Origin of the sequence: Paenibacillus sp. RS8 (assembly GCF_041956825.1) — a bacterium.
Lineage (GTDB): Bacteria > Bacillota > Bacilli > Paenibacillales > Paenibacillaceae > Paenibacillus_AQ.
Map to the genome: position 1 here is coordinate 6,139,631 of NZ_CP168131.1, position 19,945 is coordinate 6,159,575.

Genomic DNA, 19,945 nt, shown 5'->3' on the forward strand with positions numbered 1-19,945 from the left:
GAGGGTCACCTACCTCTTCTGTTTAGGATCAAGTACGTCCCGGAGTCCGTCACCAAAAATATTGATCGCGATTACTGTCGCGAAAATGGATAGCCCAGGCGGAATCCACAGCCACGGCCGATCCTTGAAGTCGATCATATTATTCGCTGCGTCAATCATATTGCCCCAGGTTGGGGTTGGCGGCATAACACCTAGCCCAAAAAAGCTAAGAACCGATTCACTCAGAATAGCGCCACCGATGTTGAGCGTTGCCATAACGATCAGCAGCGGGACAATGTTCGGCAGCAAATGGTTAAACAATTTACGCCGATCCCGAAGGCCTAATACTACAGCTGCTTGCATAAACTCACGTTCTCGCAGACTAAGCATTTGCCCCCGTACCATACGCGCCATACCTGGCCAGCTCACAATGCTGAGCATAAGCATAACGATATACATCCGGTAGTCCGTTGGAATCTTCCACTCTGATAATAATGCTCCAATAATAAAGAGCAGCGGCAAACTCGGAACCGTCAATAAAAGATCCGCAATCCGCATTATGATTTGATCGGCGATTCCGCGGTAATACCCAGCTATGGCTCCCAAAAGAGCCCCGATAAACACCGAAAGAACCATTGATGCCAGTCCTACTGTTAGTGAAATGCGTCCTGCCTGCATCACCCGGGTCAAAATATCTCTGCCCAGCGCGTCAGTGCCAAGCCAATGCTTCATATTAGGTGCCTTGTTCATCAATGCCATATTAATTTTGTTATCCGTATAGGGTGAGAACAGCGGGCCAATAAAACAAAGCGCAAACATAAAGATCACTACCACAAACCCGGATACCGCCAGCTTGTTCTTCAGCAACCTCCGAAGGGATTGCCGGAATAAAGAGGATTTTCCTTTGGTGGTCTGGGGTTTCGAGATACCCTCTACATTACTTTGAACTGCCACGTCAGCTTCCTCCTCTCTATAGCCGAACTCTAGGATCGGCAATCCGGTACAAAACATCCGAAAGCAACGTTCCTATGACGGTAAGTATGGCAATAAACATCGTAAAGCCCATCAGCAAAGGATAATCCCTAAGTCCGAAGGACTGCATATACAGCTGGCCAATCCCAGGCCAATTGAATATTTTTTCAATAATAAGTGATCCGCCAAATAGTGCTGGAAGCTCGAAACCAACCAGTGTAATTGCGGGCAGCAAGGCATTACGTAAGGCGTGTGTAAATAGCACCTTGCGTTCTTTTAAGCCTTTGGCACGGGCGGTACGAATATAATCCTGCTTTAAGACATCGATCATATTGCTTCGAAAATAACGGGTAAGCGATCCTAATCCAAGGAGGGTCATAACAACAACCGGAAGGGTCATATGCGTTACAATCTCCTTAAAATACGCCAGACCCGTAGCATTACTGCCCGTAGTGATTATTCCACCCGGAGGCAGCCACTTCAGATCGACGGCCAGAATTTTGATCAGGAATAAGCCTATAAAAAATGACGGCAGTGACATTGCTGCGAATATAGCGATCATCACGAGAGTATCGAACCATGAATATTGCTTATAAGCTGAAATCACACCAATAATAACTGCAATCACCCACGTCAGAAACGTGGAAACGGCAGCCAGTAGAAAGGAATTCCAAATATAATCATTAAAAAGCTGCAGCACAGGCTTCTGTTGGGCTAAGGAATAACCGAAATCGCCATGCAGCGCATTCTTCATCCAGATTCCATACCGCTCAAGCATCGGCTTGTTCAAGCCGTAGATCTCACGCAGCTCAGCTTTACGTTCTGCAGTCAATTTGATATTTCCAGTTATGAAATCGCCGGGGGTTGATGCATACAGGCAGAAGATCAATAATGATGCCGCAAATAAGATAATGACCATGTACAACAGTCTTTTCGATAAATAAGCGCTCATGACAGACTCCTTATGATTTGTCCCCTGCTCATCAGAGCAGGAGACACTGTTTTATTTATTTCAGGCTCCAAGTTGGCAGACTGCCAGCAAGACCGATGAACGGGCTGACCGATAGATTCTCAATACGTCCGTTATAGGCGTATACAGTCTTTTTGTAACTTGTGAAAATAATAGGCAGTTCATCATTGAAGAGCTGGTACAGCTCTTTGTATACCGCTTTGCGTGCTTCAATATCAGTAGTAGCTAAGGCTTTATTGTATAGCTCCAGGAATTTCGGATTGTCATAATCCGTGATTTCTCCATCGAAGAATTGCATAAACCCGTCAGCCGGATCAGTCAACATACTAGTGGAGAAGGATACGAGATCGTAGTCCCCGCCTTCTACCTTAGATACCAAAGAGTTAAAGTCTGCAAAAACCTCAGGCTGGAAATCGATACCCAGTGCTTCAAAATTCTCTTTAGCTACAGCAATGAAAATATCTGTATTTTTGCTCTTAGAGCCGAGGTAGTGAATGGTAAGCGGTTTGCCATCTTTTTCACGGATACCACCCGCGCCTACTGTCCAGCCTGCTTCATCCAGCAATTGTTTTGCTTTTTCCGGATCATATTTGTAAGCATTAATGCCTTCCTCCGTGTAAGACCAAGAGATAGGGGATGCCGGGATGTTGGCAATTGAGCCTGCACCTTGCGCTGCATCTACATAAATACTCTGACGATCCAGACCGTACACAATGGCTTGACGTACAAGCTTATCCTTGAGCTGTTCATGCTTCAGATTGACTTGCAAATAACCATAGGTACTTGGAGTGTAAGGAATAATATTCACAAAACCGAGCGCTTTCAGCTTCTCGATATTCTCGTCTGTCGCACTAAAAGAAGCGTAGTCTACCTCACCTGTTTCTACGAACTGCCATACATCGCCTTCCGTAGTTTTATAAATGAAATGTTCGGTTTTGGGTTTACCTTTGAAATAATTCTCATTCGCCACAAAACGTACTTCTTGCCCCGGAATAAATTTCTCCAGCTTGTAAGGTCCATCTCCAAGTGGCTTCTCATGCAGCTTCTTGATGTATTCAAGATCTCCAAATTTATAGTCCTTGCCATAGTAAGCTTTCGACAGAACATTCGAGCCGAGCTGTACCAGCGCTGTTGCGTTTGGTTGCTCAAGCGTCACTGAGATCGTCTGTGGATCAATCACTTTAATCCCTTCTATTGCTGTAGAAGAACCATCTTTATAGGCTTTGCCGCCTTTAACATTTAGTGATGGGAGCTGTGAGCTACCGTCATACGATTTGTCGTATTGTATCGTCCAAGTAAACGCTACGTCATCCGCTGTCAATGGTGAACCGTCGCTGAATTTCAGATCTTTTCTCAAGTGGAACGTGTATGTAAGCTGATCATCCGAAACATCCCAGCTCTCTGCAAGCTCCGGTGTTGGAACGCCTTTATCGTCTACAGTTACGAGAGAAGCGTATAGCAGTGAAGATACATTGCCATCATAACCACTTTGCTGAAAATACGGAGTAAAAGCTCCGCTTGGGTCCGTTAACCCTACGATAATGGTGTCTGTACGTTTCTGTGCAACTGCTGGAAGTTTGGACAAATCGGTTGCGGTAAAAGGCTCGCTTAGCGCACCCGCAGGAACAGTCTCTGCCGGAGTTGTTGCTTCCACATTGGTTGAATTGGACCCTGCAGCCGCGTTGTTACCAGACGAGGATTCGTTATTACTGTTGTTAACGCAAGCAGAAAGTAACAGTGAACCCGTAAGCAGTAATGAAGTGATTACAATCGCATTTTTTCTCATGTACCTATCTCCCTTTTCTCTCTAATAGAATAATAACTATAATTCCTACCTGTTAAGTATGAATAACTTCTGATGTTCATTATAGAAAGGTTTTCGAGTTCTGTAAAGAGAGAACTTTAAAAAAATTCTCTATAAACAGAATCAAATGAAAATTAAGACAACTAAAAAAAGCCAAAACCCTCTCTGCATAAGAGAATTCTGACTTTTAGATCGTTATATTTTTTTGTGAAATGATTATTTTAAATAATCAAATAGCTGCTCATTCATCCGATGAATGCCTTCCAGACGCAGACTGTACCCGGTGACATTCTCCCCTTCAATATAGGCATGAAGCAAACCTGCACAACGAAGATTAAAAATATGATCATGCACAATCCCCTTCGAGATTCCCGCATGCTTAACAATTTCGGTGAATGTTTTGCGACCACCGCTAAGAGCATGGAGAATTTTCAGGCGGCTTTTTTCACCCAGACTACGAATGGCTCTATACATAAAAGGTGAAATTTCCTCGTTCTCCATCGAAATCCAGGCCGCATAATGACAGATTGTTAATTCACCGTAGCAATAGATGATATTAGCAGGCTGAAAATGATACTGTGGAATTAATACAAGCTTCTTAAGCCCATCAGTAGGCATGAAATAGAATCCGTTGGTCGTTTTGTTCACAAAATCAGCAGTATCCAGTTCATTAAGCTCCTTGTTCTTCAAATCCGTATGCTGCTGTAATTTGCTTAGAATCGCAGGATTGCATTGACTAAAGTACTGGCGGTTCCATTCGGAGAGTAAAAATACTACGCGATTACGGTAATCCTCCATATGGCTTGGAAATACCTTTACATATTTTGATAAGGTCTCATATAACTCGCCAACTGTTAACCCTTCAATCCAGTTCAGCACACTGTCTACATCATCCTTGAATGGACAACAGTAAATGAGCAGATTCAACATTTTCCATTCATTGTTTAGTTCAGTTTCCTTCAGACGGGATAATAGTTCCTCACTTAGGGTGCTTTCAATTTCAGTAACCCACGCTACCCCTAGGTCAATCTTCTTATAGGATTTTTTGCAGAGATAAGTATGTAAGCTATTCAATAACTCGTAAATCGATCCAAATTCAACCTCAACTTTGTATTCCACAATGATTCCTCCTGCTAGCGGTTCTTTTCAGTAGTGAGATATTCTCTTAATCTTATTGTATTATCCTGAGAATACGCAAGCTACTTTATAAACGGGAGTGTATAAAAATTCATTGACTGCTGCTTGACTACTGTTTGAATGAAGAATTTATTTGCATCTCACTTTGATTTTGAGATTGCGAGAGTCTAAAAGGGAATTGCTACTAATATGCAGCAGGACATTACAGTTCGGCTCCATCGGTGAACACATACCCTCACGAAGTTGCTATCGGGCACAGTGGACCTTATAAGCAGTATTCCCCCCAATTTGGGGTTCTATCGGACTCCATAGGCGCTATTGGCATAGAAATCGCCTAATTTGTGCTTTTTCCTAAGGAATAGCTGAAATGGAGTCTGAAACTTTACTCAAACGGCTAAAAATTTGCAAATAACGTCATCTAAGTCCGAAAGCTCCAGTGGATGATTATGATAACAGGAATTTTGGGCACGCTGAGGTCTCAAGGATTCCCATGAGTCCGGCTGTCCTGGATATTCCTACCTCAGAGTGCTGGGAATGTCTGGGCCGGCTTGCGTATCCAGCACACTAGGTTGTCCAGAAATTCAACCCCTTCCGCCTTCTCGGCTCGCCAAAAGTCACTCGATCACGTCTGCCTCCTATCCCCATTCCGCAAAGCCAGACTACTTGCAGAACAAACATTACAAAGCAACTGCCTTTAGTAACATGAGCGCATCATTCACACCAATAATCCTAACTTCCTCGATAAATCCATCTATGGAACGCCATCAAACGTCCAGGGTGAGCAATCAATCTGCTTAGTGCCTCGCTTTTTACAAATCGCAGTAGTAAAATATAGGCAATAACAATTTAGGAGTGAAGCCATAAGATGCAAATTCAAAATGGGACAGATCGTTTTTTTGTTGCGAATGACGGTAAGGACCTTGCCGAGATCACATACAGTTTGGATAAAGAGGCTGGGGAATTGGTCATTGACCACACCCGTGTCTCTGAAGAACTGCGCGGGCAAGGTACCGGTGAAGAACTTGTACGGGCTGTTGTAGATAAAGCCCGAAATGAAAATTTAAAAATTGTTCCTGTGTGCTCCTATGCAGCTCATCAATTCGAGAAGCATCCGGAGTATAAGGACGTGCTGAGCGGGAACACAGGCGGACGAGACTGATCTCTCTTCCCGTTTCCGTAAAGCTTTATCAACCTATTCGAACTTATTCACTTAGTTCAAATACACTTTAGGAGGAAACGGGTTTGACTACTACTGATACTTTGAGAAATATAGAGGAGTTACAAGAACGCTGTGAGCAATATGACGGAATTTCACTAAAGTTGAATTGGGATATGCTTCGCGGCCCATCAAATGTTGGTGATACAGAATGGCTTGTGACCTATGATGATGAACTACTGGTCGGATTCCTAGGTTTGTATGGATTCGGAAGTGAAATGGAAGTTTGCGGTATGGTTCGACCAGGTTACCGTCGACGTGGAATCTTCACCTCCCTGTGGAACCGGGCACAGACGATTATCAAACGGGGCAATGTTGATAGCCTGCTTCTAAATGCTCCCGCCTCCTCAGCTTCCGGAGCTGCGTTCCTGCAAACACTACCTCTTCAGTTCAACCACGCGGAATATCAAATGAAATGGAGCGGAGATTCGGTTGCTTCTTCTGAAGCAAGCTCAGCGACAGGAACTGTGATCTTACGACCTGCTCGTGCAGACGAAGCACCTATCCTCGTAGAGCTGGATTGTGGAGGCTTTGACATGAAGACAGCAGATGCCGCCGAACTTTATGACCTGCAGAAGCAAGAAGATCTGCAAGAGCATATTATGATCGAAATGGACGGACAACCTGTTGGTAAAATGCGACTGTGGACCGAAGATAATGAAACTTGGATTTATGGGTTTACCGTCAACAAGAAGCTACGAGGACTTGGTATTGGTCGAAGCGCACTTCTTCAAACGATCGAACGAGAACGTAAAAACTATAATGGCATTAATCTGGAGGTCGCTCTAGATAATCCTAATGCGCTTAAGCTATATGAAAGCTGTGGCTTTGTCATTCAGAATAAACAGGATTATTACCGCTATATCGGCTAATCCATAGAATTAAAGCCTCCTGTCTAATGGCGTTCTCGCCTGTAGAGCAGGAGGCTTTCTTATTATCACATGAGTCCAAAGCCTCCAACATTAGCTTCGCCTCTATCACTTCTACGGTTACTGCAGCTTAACGAGCCGTCAGCGAGCACTTCCTGATCCAGAAATACAGATAACAATCGCACGTAATCCAAAGACTCCTTATACGGGACTGCATTTCCCTTGTAAGTGTATTTATGCCCCTCTAGTAAAGAGTAAATTTCCACGGTCTCTGCAGGCTCTCCGTAGGCCGCATAACAAAAGACATTAGTCATATGCAAAAAGCCTGCAACGGTATCCTCATTGCCATTCACCATAAATTTCTGAATGTTCAGACTTCGACCATGCTGAGAAGAATTCCAAGCCAATTGAGTAATCATAGATAGCTCCAGATTCAACTCCGGCACGGGCACATACCACTGCTCGTATAGCATTACCGGAATTTCCTCTAGATGATTGGTCGAAACGATACGCATAAGTTCATCAGCTATACTCGTCTTGATATCCCAATATTGAAGTAATGAAGGAAATGCGTCCCCTCTAGGAGGCCATCGACGCTCTAACAGAAATTGTATAGGTGTTTCCCTTCGAACTTCAGGCAACAAACTGTAGAAGTCGTTAAGTGTATGCCCTACAGCATATTGAACCTGCTGGCGCCAGCGTGGGAGCCCGGTCGCTGGAGCACCGCTTGATAAATTCTCGGCTCCACCAAGCATAATGTGCTCCACTCGATAATCATGCAACCGTTTATACGATGGCGTATGTAAACTCACTGATTTCTTCATCCAACTTCCCGCTGGCCCGCCCATCCTATGAAACCACCGTACAAGCTTCGATAAATTGACGACCGAATTGGCGGCAAGCTTCTTTTTCAGCAGCGTTCGGTCCATATTCAATCTTTAGGCTATCCTGTAATATAAAAGCCCCGCGTTCCTTTAACTTCTCCACAAATAAGTCCACCGCTCCACAATAAATGGCGTAACCTGTATCTCCACTACCGAAAACTGCTGATTTCATAGCGGTCAAATCAAGCTCATCCATCTCCTCATAGAAATCAAGAGCTTCATCCGGCAGCTCTCCATCTCCCCAAGTGTATGCTCCTAACAGAACGCCTTCATATGAATTTATCTCAATCGCATTACATTCAGTGACCGATTTCAAAACGGCTTCACCGCCTGCTTGGCGTATTCCCTCTACAATCAATTCAGCCATTTCCTCAGTGTTCCCAGTTAAACTGGCATACGCCACTAGCACTTTAGTCATCTATCTGTTCCTCCCATTACTAAACATAAAATTTAAATGATGTGTGCTTCCCCCTCATTCTATTTGATAATGATTATCATTGTCAAATGATAAAAATAAAAAAACGCAAACTCCCGGTTATTCACACGGTTAAGCTTGCGTTCGATCCTTATTTTTGCTCAATACTGAATTAGTATGCTCCTTCGAGTAAGGTAATGTGGTTCCCCTCAGGATCGCGGAAGTTCATTTCCTTCCCGCCATACTCCATCGTAACCGGCGGCTGACAATCCAGTCCCTTAGCTTTTAATTGCTCATACGTCTCATCGAGATTATCGCAGCCGAACACTAAATTAACAAAGCCTGTCGTGAGCTTGTCCCATTTTGTCGCATCCCAAATGATAATTCCAGGCTGCTTCTTGTCAAAGCCAATCTTTGCGCCATCAAAATTGCCATAACCTTCGAACGGGATAGGAATACCCAGCACCTCCGAGTAAAATGCAGCCAGCGCTGCTGTGTCCTTGGTGTAAATGTTAGTACCTTCAAAAGACGAAATCATAATTTGTCCCCTTTCATTCTCAGCATCATAGTGTCAATTTTAACTTGAATTTAGTTTAACAAGGCTAACAGCCTTTGTATTGCAAAATTGCGACATTTTATCTGCCAGCATAGACTAAAGCTTCAAGTGGTGTTCTTCCTGCATATTTCTTGAAACTATTTATGAAATGCGGCTGATGGCTGAATCCATACGAAAAAATAAGATCCTGCATATTCTTCGTCTGCACAGGCTGATGATACATTTCCCGCCATACATTCTGAAATCGCACAAGATCAGCTGTTTTTTTAGGTGATACACCTATGTATTCTTGAAACAGTCTTTCGAGTTGACGTCTGCTTAGATTAGAGCTGGCTTCCAAATCCTCAGCGGTTACGACACCCTTTTGTTTAATTAGGGTATAAACGGCATTCATCATCCGATCGTTAGTCCGGCCTCCACGGTCAAGACGCTGAAACAGATAAGCCTCAGCTACCGCTATTCTTTCATCCATAGAGTTTGCTTGTTCCAGCAATAGTCCAAGCTCACTTTTAAACGTACTAAAGTAATGGTCTACATCCACAAATGCATTCAAGACATCCCGCAGATGGTCATCCGCAAAAAAATGAACAGCCCAGAAATGAAATCGGATACCGAATCGTGAAATCAACCCTTCCCCCCTGTCTGAAGGCACCTCAAATGGAGCATCATTGATGCCAGAAAAAACGGATGTTGTTATCCCTGTTGATTCATCTAAATCCCAAATAATGTCCATGCATGTATCCGGAATAATCGTTTCATTTCGAGGTTCATAACAAGATATCTTGTCCATTAAGGGAACTGATACATCCGTACGAATACGTGGTGCAACAGAGCCCCAGAAACAGCGAATATACGGCTGCAAAGCTTGGTTGGGTAGATATTCACTGGTTTGGGCTGGATTTGCAGTTATCGGGAAATATAGAGGTGCGAGATTGAACATAAGCTGCTGTTCTCCGATCGGTAAAATTGTAAGCACTCTGGATTCTGATCATACACAATCGCTGCTTGATCTGCCAGAATAACAGCAGTCAGCATGGAAATATTATACACATTATCTTCATTCAATAAAATAAACAGTGCATTAGACCTGTGCGTATTTTGTTTGTAGCTATATGGTGAAATGATGTACAATAAAGGCTAAATGAATTTTTGAAGGATGGATTAAAAAATGTATATAGCTAGCGACTGGAAAGACTATGAAGTAATTGACACTGGCGGTGGAGAGAAGCTTGAACGTTGGGGTGACATTATCCTGCGCCGTCCTGATCCGCAAATTATTTGGCCACTCTCCAATGAGACCGCGAAATGGCGTGATGTACATGGTCATTATCACCGTTCCTCGGCTGGTGGTGGACAATGGGAAATGAAAAAAACGATTCCGGACGATTGGAAGATTAGTTACGGAAAATTAAAATTCCACCTCCGTCCTACGAATTTCAAGCATACAGGGCTATTCCCTGAACAAGCGGCCAACTGGAGCTGGATGATGGACAAGATTGCGGCTGCTAACCGTCCGATCTCAGTACTGAATCTATTTGCTTACACTGGTGGAGCTACTGTAGCCGCAGCAAGTGCCGGCGCTTCTGTTGTTCACGTGGATGCAGCTAAAGGAATGGTGCAATGGGCCAAAGAAAATGTCCAGCTGTCCGGCCTGGGTGATCGTCCAGTTCGCTACATCACGGATGACGTATTCAAATTCGTACAACGTGAACAACGTCGTGGTAGTAAGTATGATGCGATTATAATGGACCCTCCTTCGTATGGAAGAGGACCTGGCGGAGAAATGTGGAAGCTGGAATCCAGCTTATATCCTTTCCTTGAGAGCTGTATGCAAATTATGAGCGACAAACCTTTGTTTATGCTAATCAATTCATACACCACAGGGATTTCTCCAACTGTCCTACGTAATATGTTGTCGATGACCATGGGTAAACGTTATGGTGGGAAGCTCACCTCCGGCGAAATCGGTCTTCCGATCACTTCCTCCGGCATGAACCTGCCATGCGGTATTCTGGGACGCTGGGAGGCGTAAGCCATGACACAGCATTTATCTGGCAGCAATGAGCCGTTGGACGGAATGTCGAAGCGCTTTGAAGTGTTATACGAAGATAATCATCTTCTAGGCATTGTGAAGCCCGTGAATATTCCTGTTCAGGAGGATGCTACTGGAGATCCTGATCTGCTCAACCTGCTCAAAGAAGATGTGAAGGAACGCTTTAACAAACCTGGCAATGTCTATATGGGGCTAGTCCACCGCCTGGATCGTCCGGTTGGAGGTGCAATGATCTTTGCCAAGACATCAAAAGCAGCATCAAGACTATCCGAGTGTGTCAGAACTCACAGCTTTCATAAGGTGTACTTAACGGTCGTGCACGGTAAACCACCAGCATCTCATGGCCGTCTTACCGATACGCTGCTTAAAGACGCCAAGAGCAATACCGTCACCGTAGTCCGGAAAGGAACACCCGGCGGTAAGGAAGCCATTCTGGATTACACGGTACTTGGCAGCGCTGAGGGTTACAGTCTGCTCAAGATCGATTTACTTACCGGTCGTTCACATCAAATTCGAGTGCAGCTTAGCTCCATCGGCTGCCCCTTATACGGTGATCAGAAGTATGGGGCTTCGGTGAACAGACCTGGACAGCAAATTGCACTGTGGTCTGCACTTGTAGGCTTTCCCCACCCTGTTACTAAAGAAGAAGTAGAACTCATTTCTCTTCCGCCACAAACCTATCCTTGGGATCTGTGGTCGCGGGAAATACTAAAAAAAGAGCTTTCTTAAAACAGCCCTTTCTTGCAATTTAAAACAGGCAGTGATTGTCCATTAACCGGAGAATCGCTGCCTGTTTTTTTAGATCTACGGTGGGTTGATTGAACCCAGTAGCTGCATTCTGTACACTTATTCACAATAAAAAAGCAGTCAATCGGATTTCAAGTGCATTCTCTACAATTAAAAACTGGCTAAACCTCTCAAAAGTAAAGATAACCCTGCGTTTAGGTGTATAAAATACAGTTATATCTATTTGGCAGAGTGAATAGCAACTTGTAGCTGTACGAAATACAACTAAGTATTTCTAAATGCCTACTTCGTGCCTCTAAACACTACTTCCTTCATTTCTCTAAATACTCTAATAAGATATTTATAGGTTTGTCATCCCATATCTGGGCCTCAATATATCGTTCAGGTCCCTTGTCACCGCTGGTATTCCATTCCTGCGGCATACCAAATTGTTCTATTACACGGACGATCTCGTCCTTGGTATACACTTGATTGCGATAAGGTTTACCATCTTTATATCTCATTGTAGGAAATAAATCCCCGTAGGTGAAGCTGATACCCTCAGCATTAAATTGATCAACGGAAAGCTGCAGGCTTTTAGCTTCTGGATACCAGTCTAATAACCACGGACACTCTCCTAGTGTCATATAATGTGGGTAAGCTCGCGATGGCTTTCCACCTTTTTGAATAAATAATTCTCTGGCTTTTGCTTCAAGGCTCCGTCGAATTTCAAGATAATCTTGCGAACGTTTACTTGCAAAGCTTCTATTCTGGTGTCGTAGATCATTCAGAATTTGTTCTGCTTCTTGTGGTGGTAAATCAGATAAATTCTGAAATGGACCCGTAGCTTTATCGTAATAATGATACAACAAAGCTAGCTTATTCACGGCGTAGAACCTTCCGGCGTAGCTGTAACTACCATTTTGCCCATTAAATAAAGTAGTAACTGTTGGTTATGAGAGGAAATCGGATCAAGCGCTTCTGCAAAAAAATCACTGCGGATCTTCAAACCACGTACAGTCTCTTGCGTTCCAATCTCGGTTATACTCACCCATACAATACGGCGGTCCGCAGCATCTCTCTCCCGAATGATAAGCCCATTTTTCTCCATCCGATCAAGTAACATAGTAACCGCTGCAGGACTGGTCGCCAGATGTGGAGCCAGATCAGAAGGCTTCATGGCATCACGTTCCTGAAGCAGTTCAAGTACTGTGAGCTGGGCATCCGTTAGCGATGGGGCAAGATTACTGTCCATATGTAGTTTGTAATCTTTCAAAATTTTATGCCATATTTTACTGAATTCAGAAGCGTGCACACTTATTCCTTCCTTTCCTCGCGGTTCTATCCGGTATAACTACATTTTCGCGAAACAAATTCCATTTCCTGCAAGTGAAGAAAAATAAATCTTCTGCACGGTTGAGCAAGAACATTAAAAAAAGGCGTTTAGTCAGTTCTCAAAAAGAATTGACTAAACACCTTAATCTGTTAATTACTGATTAGTTTTACTTAACTGCCGGAAAAAGATTAACAATCTCATCTTTTTTCTCTACAGGGACAATCTGTTTACCCGTAGAACGACGCTCTCCAAGTGGTGCAGATTCAGAAGAGAATGTGTGATGTGCATTCTCCTTTGTAATAGCATTCAGTTCCAGCGGTTCTCTGCAATAGAAAGCCCCTGCCAATCTACTGCCATTTGGTCGTACTCGTTTGCCTTCCTTAAATTCAAAGGTTGGCATCCCTTTTCCACCACGGCTTTGAGATGGATAATCTACTAGTAATGAACGTTTTGCATATCCAATATCAGAGATGGAGAGAATCTCACCTTCATCTTCGCTGACCCAGAAGCAAGAAATCACCTCATCGCCCTCACGAAGCTGAATCCCTCTTACACCGGATGCAACACGGCCCATAGGATTAACTTCATTCTCATGGAATCTAATACTCATTCCTTCACGAGTCACGAGTACAATATCCTTGTCATTCGTACTAGTAGCCACTGTAATGATCTCATCACCGTCTGCTACCTTACAGGCTGCTACAGCTCCGGAACGGCTTGTAGAGTATTCCTTGAGCTCTGTACGCTTAACCTGACCTCTACGGGTGATAAACACAAGACTTTGCTGCGGATCATCAAGATTATTGACCGGAATCACACTTATGATTCCATCCCCTTTAGACAATCCGATAACGTTAACGATCGCTGTGCCAGGTTCTTTCCATTTAAACTCCGGTATCTGGTGAACTGGAAGCAAGAAGTATTGTCCTTTTCGCGTAAATACCAGCAAACTGTCACGGGTATTCACATCGAGCAGCTTGACGATATGATCGCCTTCTTTAACACCCGATGTATGGCGTTCACCACCAGAACGGGTAAAGGAAAGCATACTTGTACGCTTAATATAACCGTCTGCGGAAAGTGCTACTAACACATCCTCTGCGTTGACCAACGCTTCAAGGCTAACCTTAATCTCCTCAACCTCGCCTTGGATCAGAGAACGGCGATCGATCCCGTACTTGTCGCGGATCTCCAGTAATTCCTTACGGATTACAGCTACGAGCTTCTTGTCACTTTCCAATATGCCGCGCAGATGTGTAATCTTTGCCATCATTTCGTCCAATTCTTTTTGGAGTGAAGTAATCTCCAGATTAGTCAGACGATACAATTGCAAGGTAAGAATGGAGTCCGCTTGACGTTCACTGAACCCGAACATCCACACGAGATTGTTCTGAGCATCCTGTCGGTTCTTCGATGCCTTGATGGCAGCGATAACCTCATCTAGAATATTCAGTGCTTTAACCAAGCCCTCTAAGACATGAGCACGGTCTTCTGCGCGTTCCAGATCAAACTGGGTGCGATGAGTCACAACTTCACGCTGATGAGCAATATAAGCCTCCAGGATGGCTTTAAGACCAAGCTGTTGCGGAGCTTTGTTAACTATAGCTACCATATTGAAGTTATAAGTGATTTGAAGATCGGTTTTTTTGAGCAGATACGCCAAAACGCTTTGGGCATCAGCCTCTTTTTTGAGTTCAACTACAATCCGAAGACCTTCTCGTCCACTCTCATCACGAACCTCGGCAATGCCATCGATCTTCTTCTCTAACCGAATGTTCTCCATGGAGGTAACTAGTCGTGATTTTACAATCTGGAAGGGAACTTCAGTAATCACGATTTGTTGCCTACCGCCACGCATATTCTCAATCTCAGTCTTGGAGCGCAAGTAAATACGACCTTTACCTGTGCGGTATGCATCCATGATGCCATCGCCACCCATGATAGTGCCGCCAGTAGGAAAATCCGGACCTTTCATGAAGGTCATGATATCTTCAAGTTCAATATCCGGCTTTTGCATCACTGCGATGCAAGCATCAATAACCTCACGCAGATTATGCGGCGGAATTTCAGTGGCAAAACCTGCGGAAATCCCACTCGTACCATTCACGAGTAAGTTCGGATACCGAGAGGGAACAACAACAGGCTCTTTAGCTGTATTGTCAAAGTTATCCTTAAACAATACTGTCCGCTTCTCGATATCACGCATCATCTCCATTGCAATCGGAGATAACCGTGCTTCCGTATAACGCATCGCTGCAGCTGGGTCATCATCCATCGAGCCCCAGTTGCCGTGACCATCAACAAGTACATGCCCCATCTTCCATGGCTGTGCCATACGAACCATACCATCATAAATCGAGGAGTCACCGTGTGGATGGTAATTACCCATTACATCCCCGACGGTTTTGGCGGACTTGCGATACGGCTTGTCAGGCGTATTGCCAGAATCGTACATCGCATAAAGAATCCGACGCTGTACAGGCTTAAGTCCATCGCGGACATCGGGAATAGCCCGGTCCTGAATAATGTATTTGGAATACCGACCAAAGCGGTCACCGACGACCTCTTCCAGAAAAGCCGGCAAAAATTGTTCTGATAAACTACTCACTTTGCTCACCTTCTGTTCCTCAATCTGTCCACTTTCTTAAAGATTGGTGATATTCTTTAACTTCGCTTTGCGGATCATTCTTCCGGTCGCTGTTGTTTCCAGATTTTTCGATTATACCGCTATTAGCGGATAAAATCCGGAAACAAAGGCGAACGCTAACGCTCCTCCAGAACGATTCCGCCACTCCGTTGCCTATCACCAAAAAATTAAAAACAGTGGAAGTATTCGTCACTTGCAGCAATACTAGCTGCAACTACTCTACAATTTCAGTGAAATCGACATTTTCAACAATCCAGCGTTTACGAGGATCGACTTTATCACCCATTAGTGTAGAAACGCGGCGCTCCGCTTTAGCAGCATCCTCAATCTGCACCTGAAGCAGTGTACGCGACTCTGGATTCATCGTCGTTTCCCACAACTGATCCGGGTTCATCTCACCCAATCCTTTATAACGCTGAAGCTCGAAGTTTTTGCCGAATTCCTTTAAGTAATTTTGCAGTTCTTCATCACTCCAAGCATATCTTACGGTCTCCAGCTTGCCCGTTTTACGGGTCAGCTTATATAGCGGAGGCTGAGCGATAAAGACCTTTCCAGCATCTAGTAACGGCTTCATATAACGATAGAAAAATGTCAGCAGCAGCACCTGAATATGCGCTCCATCTGTATCCGCATCGGTCATAATAATAATTTTGGAATAATTGCTGTCTTCGACGGTAAAGTCTGGACCAATTCCTGCACCAATCGTGGAAATGATCGCTTTATATTCATCGTTCTTCAGGATATCCAACAGCTTGGCTTTTTCCGGATTCATCGGTTTTCCTTTTAGCGGCAGGATCGCCTGAATCTTAGAATCACGCCCTTGCTTCGCCGAGCCTCCGGCCGAATCACCTTCTACGATGAACAGCTCGGTTCGTGTAACGTCCTTAGACTGCGCAGGTGATAATTTACCGCCAAGATTCGAGCTCTCGCTGCGTTTCTTACCTGTACGAATCTCATCACGGGCTTTGCGAGCCGCTTCCCGAGCCTTCGAAGCTTGAATCGACTTTTTCAGAAGACTTTGTGCAACCTGTGGGTTTTCTTCCAGGAAACGAGCCATATTCTCAGATACGATATAGTCTACTGCACTACGGGCAGAAGCACTACCGAGCTGATCCTTCGTCTGTCCAACAAATTCAACCTCGGACATTTTGACACTAATGACAGCCATCATACCTTCGCGCAAGTCATTTCCTTCTAAATTCTTATCCTTTTCCTTAAGCAACTGTGTACGCCGGGCATAGTCATTTAGCACACGAGTATACGCAGTCTTAAAGCCAGTCTCATGAGTACCCCCGCTACGAGTAGGAATGGAGTTAACGAAGGAAGCCAAGGTTTCTGTATAGCCTCCATTGTACTGAAGGGCTACTTCCACTTCGATATCATCTTTTTCTGCGCTGAAGTGAATGACATCATGCAGAACATCCTTACCCTCGTTCAGGAATTGAACAAATTGGCTTGCTCCACCCTCGTAAAAGAACTCGTCCTGACGATTACTGCGCTCATCATGCAGCGTAATACGCAGACCGGAATTTAGAAAGGCAATCTCCTGCACCCGCTCTGCCAGTGTGTCATAATTCAGGGCTATTCCATTTGGAAAGACGCGAATGTCCGGTTTAAAAGTGATCTTCGAACCGGTTTTGTTGGTGTTGCCCAGAATTTCAAGGCCTGTTACAGGTTCGCCAACATGCTCTTTCCCCTTCTTGTCCACCCAATATTCAAAACGTTGACGATGGATTTTGCCTTCACGATAGATCTCTACTTCAAGCCATTCAGACAATGCATTCGTCACTGAGGCTCCGACGCCATGCAAACCGCCTGATTTCTTGTAACCAGATCCACCGAATTTACCGCCTGCATGCAAAATTGTAAATACAACCTGCGGCGTTGGCACTCCTGTCTTATGCATTCCAGTAGGAATTCCACGACCGTTGTCAGTTACTGTTACAGAGCCATCTTTGCGAAGTAGTAAATCAATCTTCGTACAATACTTGGCTAAATGCTCATCCACAGCGTTATCTACAATTTCCCATACTAGATGATGTAGTCCCGAAGAACTTGTACTGCCGATATACATGCCAGGTCGTTTGCGAACTGCAACTAGACCTTCGAGCACTTGAATGTCGTCAGCATCGTATCCAGTACGGCCATTCTCGCCGTTATTAGAAACTTCAGCAAACATATCGATCTGTTCGAGCATTCATGCTCCTCCTTCTTTTCTCTATACTCAAGCATTAGCGCCTTCGGCGTCCTTTTAAAGACGGTAAGCCTTTAAGCGAGAAATATAAGATATTAAATATAGATACAAATCTTATACTTCTTATATTTCAAGAAATGCAAACAAACGTTTTGGTCACTTTGTACATTCTAATTCAAAATATCCCTTTTCGTAAAGACGGCGAATGAAATGATCACCGAAGCGGCCCCCCATACAGCCAGTACAGCCATGGAAAATGACAAGGACATCCCCTCTATGGGTGCAGGCGTACCTGACAAATAACCGGTCAGTCCAAGATTTACCATAAATAAATATTTCGCTGTTGTCCACGCTGAAGCCATATTGGTCAAAATATTCCCGGCGATCAGCGCTGCCATCATGACCACTATACTAGCAGCAGTGCTCCTTACAAGTACAGAAATCATAAAAGCAAGCAAGGCAACTACGACGCTAACGAACCAGACCAATCCACCTTGCATAAGCATATACTTCCACTGTGGCACTGCATGTACGGTAGACATATCCACCGAGTCCCCACTGATCTTAAAGCCTGTAAATACAGGGATATTAAAACCCTTGTATCCAAAAGCCAGACCGGAGATTAGGTAGCTGATCACAAATGTGGAGAGTACGATAAGCGAGACAAACATAAGCAGCGCCGCCATTTTACTAAATAAGACTTTCCAGCGCTTAACTGGCCTTGTCAGCAGCATTTTGATCGTTCCTGTGGTTCGCTCCGCAGAGACTAAATCCGATGCTACCGCCATTATGAGCAGTGGAATAAATAAAGTAACCGAATTATCCAAAAACTCTCGGGTAAACGTAACGCCACTTGGCTCGTTCGGATTCACATCATGATGTAGGTAATATTGAAGCTGCTGTACAAATATTCGCCGATAAGTCTTCCATTCCTCTGGAATTCGATCACTGCCCAAAGAATTTTGATTATCAATGATCTGCTGCTGGATCTCCAGACGCCAATCGGAATTGAATTTATCTCGGCTACGCTCCGCTGATCGCATCTGAGCGTAGGTAAACATAGGCACCAATACAATCAGAATCAGCAGTATAACATAAAACCGTTTCTTTTTAATGATTTTTAAACACTCATTACGGATTAACGGAAGCATATTATTCAACGTTCTCACCCTCCGTTAGTTTCAAGAATAGCTGTTCCAGTGTCGGATTGATTTTATGCACAGCCCTAACTTCGATTTCAGAAGTCACCATTACGGCCACAATCTCGGGGATTAAATCCTGCTCCATAATAGTGATTAAAGAATTCGGACCCATCCCTGCAATAATAGAATCATCCAAGGTAACGTCTTCCAGCTTCTGAATCTGAATGTCCGGGCGATCAGCCAGCAGTGCCCGAGCTTCAGCAAAAGGCTCCAGCTCCCAAAGAACGTAAGGCGAATTTCGAGCGATCAGCTCATCTACCGCACCTACCGCCAGCACACGTCCTTTGCTAATAATCGCAACACGGTCACAAAGAAGCTGAATTTCGCTGAGTAAATGACTCGATACAAATACCGCTAGGCCCTCATCAGCCAGCTTGCGTATAAATTCTCGTAACTCCTTAATTCCCTTTGGATCTAAGCCATTTGTAGGCTCGTCCAGAATAAGCAGACGCGGACGTCCCAGCAGCGCTTGCGCTATACCTAAACGCTGTCTCATCCCAAGTGAATATGTACTTACCTTATCATGGATTCGTTGATCCAGCCGAACGATATCTACGACTTCGCTAATACGAGCATTATCAATACCAGGCTGCATGCGGGCAAAATGCTGTAAATTCTCCCATCCGGTCAAATAGGTATATACCTCAGGGTTCTCAACGATAGAGCCAACAAATTGCAACGCTTTTTCCGGATTTCGATTCACATTGTAACCACATACCGTAATCTTGCCCTCGCTAGGACGAATCAAATCGACAAGCATTCGAATTGTAGTCGTCTTCCCAGCACCATTGGGTCCTAGGAAGCCAAATATTTCTCCTTCTCTCACATCAAACGTAACATCATCAATAATCCACTTTCGTCCTATTTTTTTCCGTACCCCGTCCACAGACAAGACGACCGGGCTGGATTCTCCACTGTTCGCTTTTGTCATATTCTGCTTATCTCCTTGTTACTGTCATTTCCTCGACTAGTACTTGTTCAAAGG

The 19,945-nt window shown here is 44.3% G+C and carries 18 protein-coding genes; 4 read left to right on the forward strand and 14 right to left on the reverse strand.

Annotation, left to right across the window (positions count from 1 at the left end):
- Positions 1–9: 9 nt before the first annotated feature.
- From opp4C to ACDZ28_RS28930, 4 genes are all read right to left on the reverse strand, one after another.
- The gene (opp4C, locus tag ACDZ28_RS28915; RefSeq protein WP_375103425.1) at positions 10–933 is read right to left on the reverse strand and encodes an oligopeptide ABC transporter permease; all 924 of its coding nucleotides are present in this window, start codon (positions 931–933) and stop codon (positions 10–12) included.
- 16 nt (positions 934–949) lie between these two features.
- The gene (locus tag ACDZ28_RS28920; RefSeq protein ID WP_339242616.1) at positions 950–1,903 is read right to left on the reverse strand and encodes an ABC transporter permease; all 954 of its coding nucleotides are present in this window, start codon (positions 1,901–1,903) and stop codon (positions 950–952) included.
- Positions 1,904–1,958: 55 nt separating this feature from the next.
- Positions 1,959–3,707, reverse strand: a complete 1,749-nt coding sequence (locus ACDZ28_RS28925; protein WP_375103426.1) for an ABC transporter substrate-binding protein — start codon at positions 3,705–3,707, stop codon at positions 1,959–1,961.
- A gap of 234 nt (positions 3,708–3,941) precedes the next feature.
- On the reverse strand, positions 3,942–4,844 hold the full coding sequence (locus ACDZ28_RS28930; RefSeq protein WP_341113999.1) for a winged helix-turn-helix domain-containing protein: 903 nt from the start codon (positions 4,842–4,844) through the stop codon (positions 3,942–3,944).
- A gap of 883 nt (positions 4,845–5,727) precedes the next feature.
- Here ACDZ28_RS28930 and ACDZ28_RS28935 point away from each other — a divergent pair.
- Together ACDZ28_RS28935 and ACDZ28_RS28940 are read left to right on the forward strand one after the other, a co-directional pair.
- Entirely contained in the window at positions 5,728–6,021 is a 294-nt protein-coding gene (locus tag ACDZ28_RS28935) for a GNAT family N-acetyltransferase (protein WP_339287380.1), read from the forward strand.
- An 83-nt stretch (positions 6,022–6,104) separates the two neighbouring features.
- A complete protein-coding gene (locus ACDZ28_RS28940) occupies positions 6,105–6,950 on the forward strand; it encodes a GNAT family N-acetyltransferase (protein ID WP_042129416.1) in 846 nt (281 codons plus the stop codon).
- A gap of 65 nt (positions 6,951–7,015) precedes the next feature.
- Here the strand turns inward: ACDZ28_RS28940 and ACDZ28_RS28945 are convergent, their stop codons facing one another.
- The 4 genes from ACDZ28_RS28945 to ACDZ28_RS28960 form a co-directional block, all read right to left on the reverse strand.
- Positions 7,016–7,771, reverse strand: coding sequence for a hypothetical protein (locus ACDZ28_RS28945; protein WP_375103427.1), 756 nt, complete (start codon positions 7,769–7,771; stop codon positions 7,016–7,018).
- Between the two features lie 25 nt (positions 7,772–7,796).
- Positions 7,797–8,249: a flavodoxin gene (locus tag ACDZ28_RS28950; RefSeq protein WP_042129418.1), complete on the reverse strand. Its 453-nt coding sequence runs from the start codon at positions 8,247–8,249 to the stop codon at positions 7,797–7,799.
- Between the two features lie 169 nt (positions 8,250–8,418).
- The gene (locus ACDZ28_RS28955; RefSeq protein WP_042129420.1) at positions 8,419–8,784 is read right to left on the reverse strand and encodes a VOC family protein; all 366 of its coding nucleotides are present in this window, start codon (positions 8,782–8,784) and stop codon (positions 8,419–8,421) included.
- Positions 8,785–8,881: 97 nt separating this feature from the next.
- On the reverse strand, positions 8,882–9,778 hold the full coding sequence (locus ACDZ28_RS28960) for a helix-turn-helix domain-containing protein (RefSeq protein WP_156114834.1): 897 nt from the start codon (positions 9,776–9,778) through the stop codon (positions 8,882–8,884).
- Between the two features lie 192 nt (positions 9,779–9,970).
- Here ACDZ28_RS28960 and ACDZ28_RS28965 point away from each other — a divergent pair, with 192 nt between their 5' ends.
- Positions 9,971–10,834, forward strand: a complete 864-nt coding sequence (locus tag ACDZ28_RS28965) for a class I SAM-dependent methyltransferase (RefSeq protein ID WP_042129425.1) — start codon at positions 9,971–9,973, stop codon at positions 10,832–10,834.
- A 3-nt stretch (positions 10,835–10,837) separates the two neighbouring features.
- Positions 10,838–11,584, forward strand: coding sequence for an RluA family pseudouridine synthase (locus ACDZ28_RS28970; RefSeq protein ID WP_231573831.1), 747 nt, complete (start codon positions 10,838–10,840; stop codon positions 11,582–11,584).
- 329 nt (positions 11,585–11,913) lie between these two features.
- Here the strand turns inward: ACDZ28_RS28970 and ACDZ28_RS28975 are convergent, their stop codons facing one another.
- The 6 genes from ACDZ28_RS28975 to ACDZ28_RS29000 form a co-directional block, all read right to left on the reverse strand.
- Entirely contained in the window at positions 11,914–12,468 is a 555-nt protein-coding gene (locus tag ACDZ28_RS28975; RefSeq protein WP_339287381.1) for a hypothetical protein, read from the reverse strand.
- The gene (locus tag ACDZ28_RS28980) at positions 12,465–12,896 is read right to left on the reverse strand and encodes a MarR family winged helix-turn-helix transcriptional regulator (RefSeq protein ID WP_042129426.1); all 432 of its coding nucleotides are present in this window, start codon (positions 12,894–12,896) and stop codon (positions 12,465–12,467) included. The genes ACDZ28_RS28975 and ACDZ28_RS28980 overlap by 4 nt, the downstream gene beginning before the upstream one ends.
- Positions 12,897–13,083: 187 nt before the next feature.
- The gene (gene gyrA, locus ACDZ28_RS28985) at positions 13,084–15,525 is read right to left on the reverse strand and encodes a DNA gyrase subunit A (RefSeq protein WP_076119739.1); all 2,442 of its coding nucleotides are present in this window, start codon (positions 15,523–15,525) and stop codon (positions 13,084–13,086) included.
- Positions 15,526–15,778: 253 nt separating this feature from the next.
- Positions 15,779–17,761, reverse strand: a complete 1,983-nt coding sequence (gene parE, locus ACDZ28_RS28990) for a DNA topoisomerase IV subunit B (protein WP_042129430.1) — start codon at positions 17,759–17,761, stop codon at positions 15,779–15,781.
- Positions 17,762–17,928: 167 nt separating this feature from the next.
- Positions 17,929–18,918 carry an ABC transporter permease gene (locus ACDZ28_RS28995; protein WP_042129431.1) on the reverse strand — a complete coding sequence of 330 codons (990 nt, stop codon included), beginning with the start codon at positions 18,916–18,918 and terminating at the stop codon, positions 17,929–17,931.
- On the reverse strand, positions 18,911–19,891 hold the full coding sequence (locus ACDZ28_RS29000) for an ABC transporter ATP-binding protein (RefSeq protein ID WP_076119741.1): 981 nt from the start codon (positions 19,889–19,891) through the stop codon (positions 18,911–18,913). Before ACDZ28_RS29000 ends, ACDZ28_RS28995 begins: the two co-directional genes overlap by 8 nt.
- Positions 19,892–19,945: the final 54 nt, after the last annotated feature.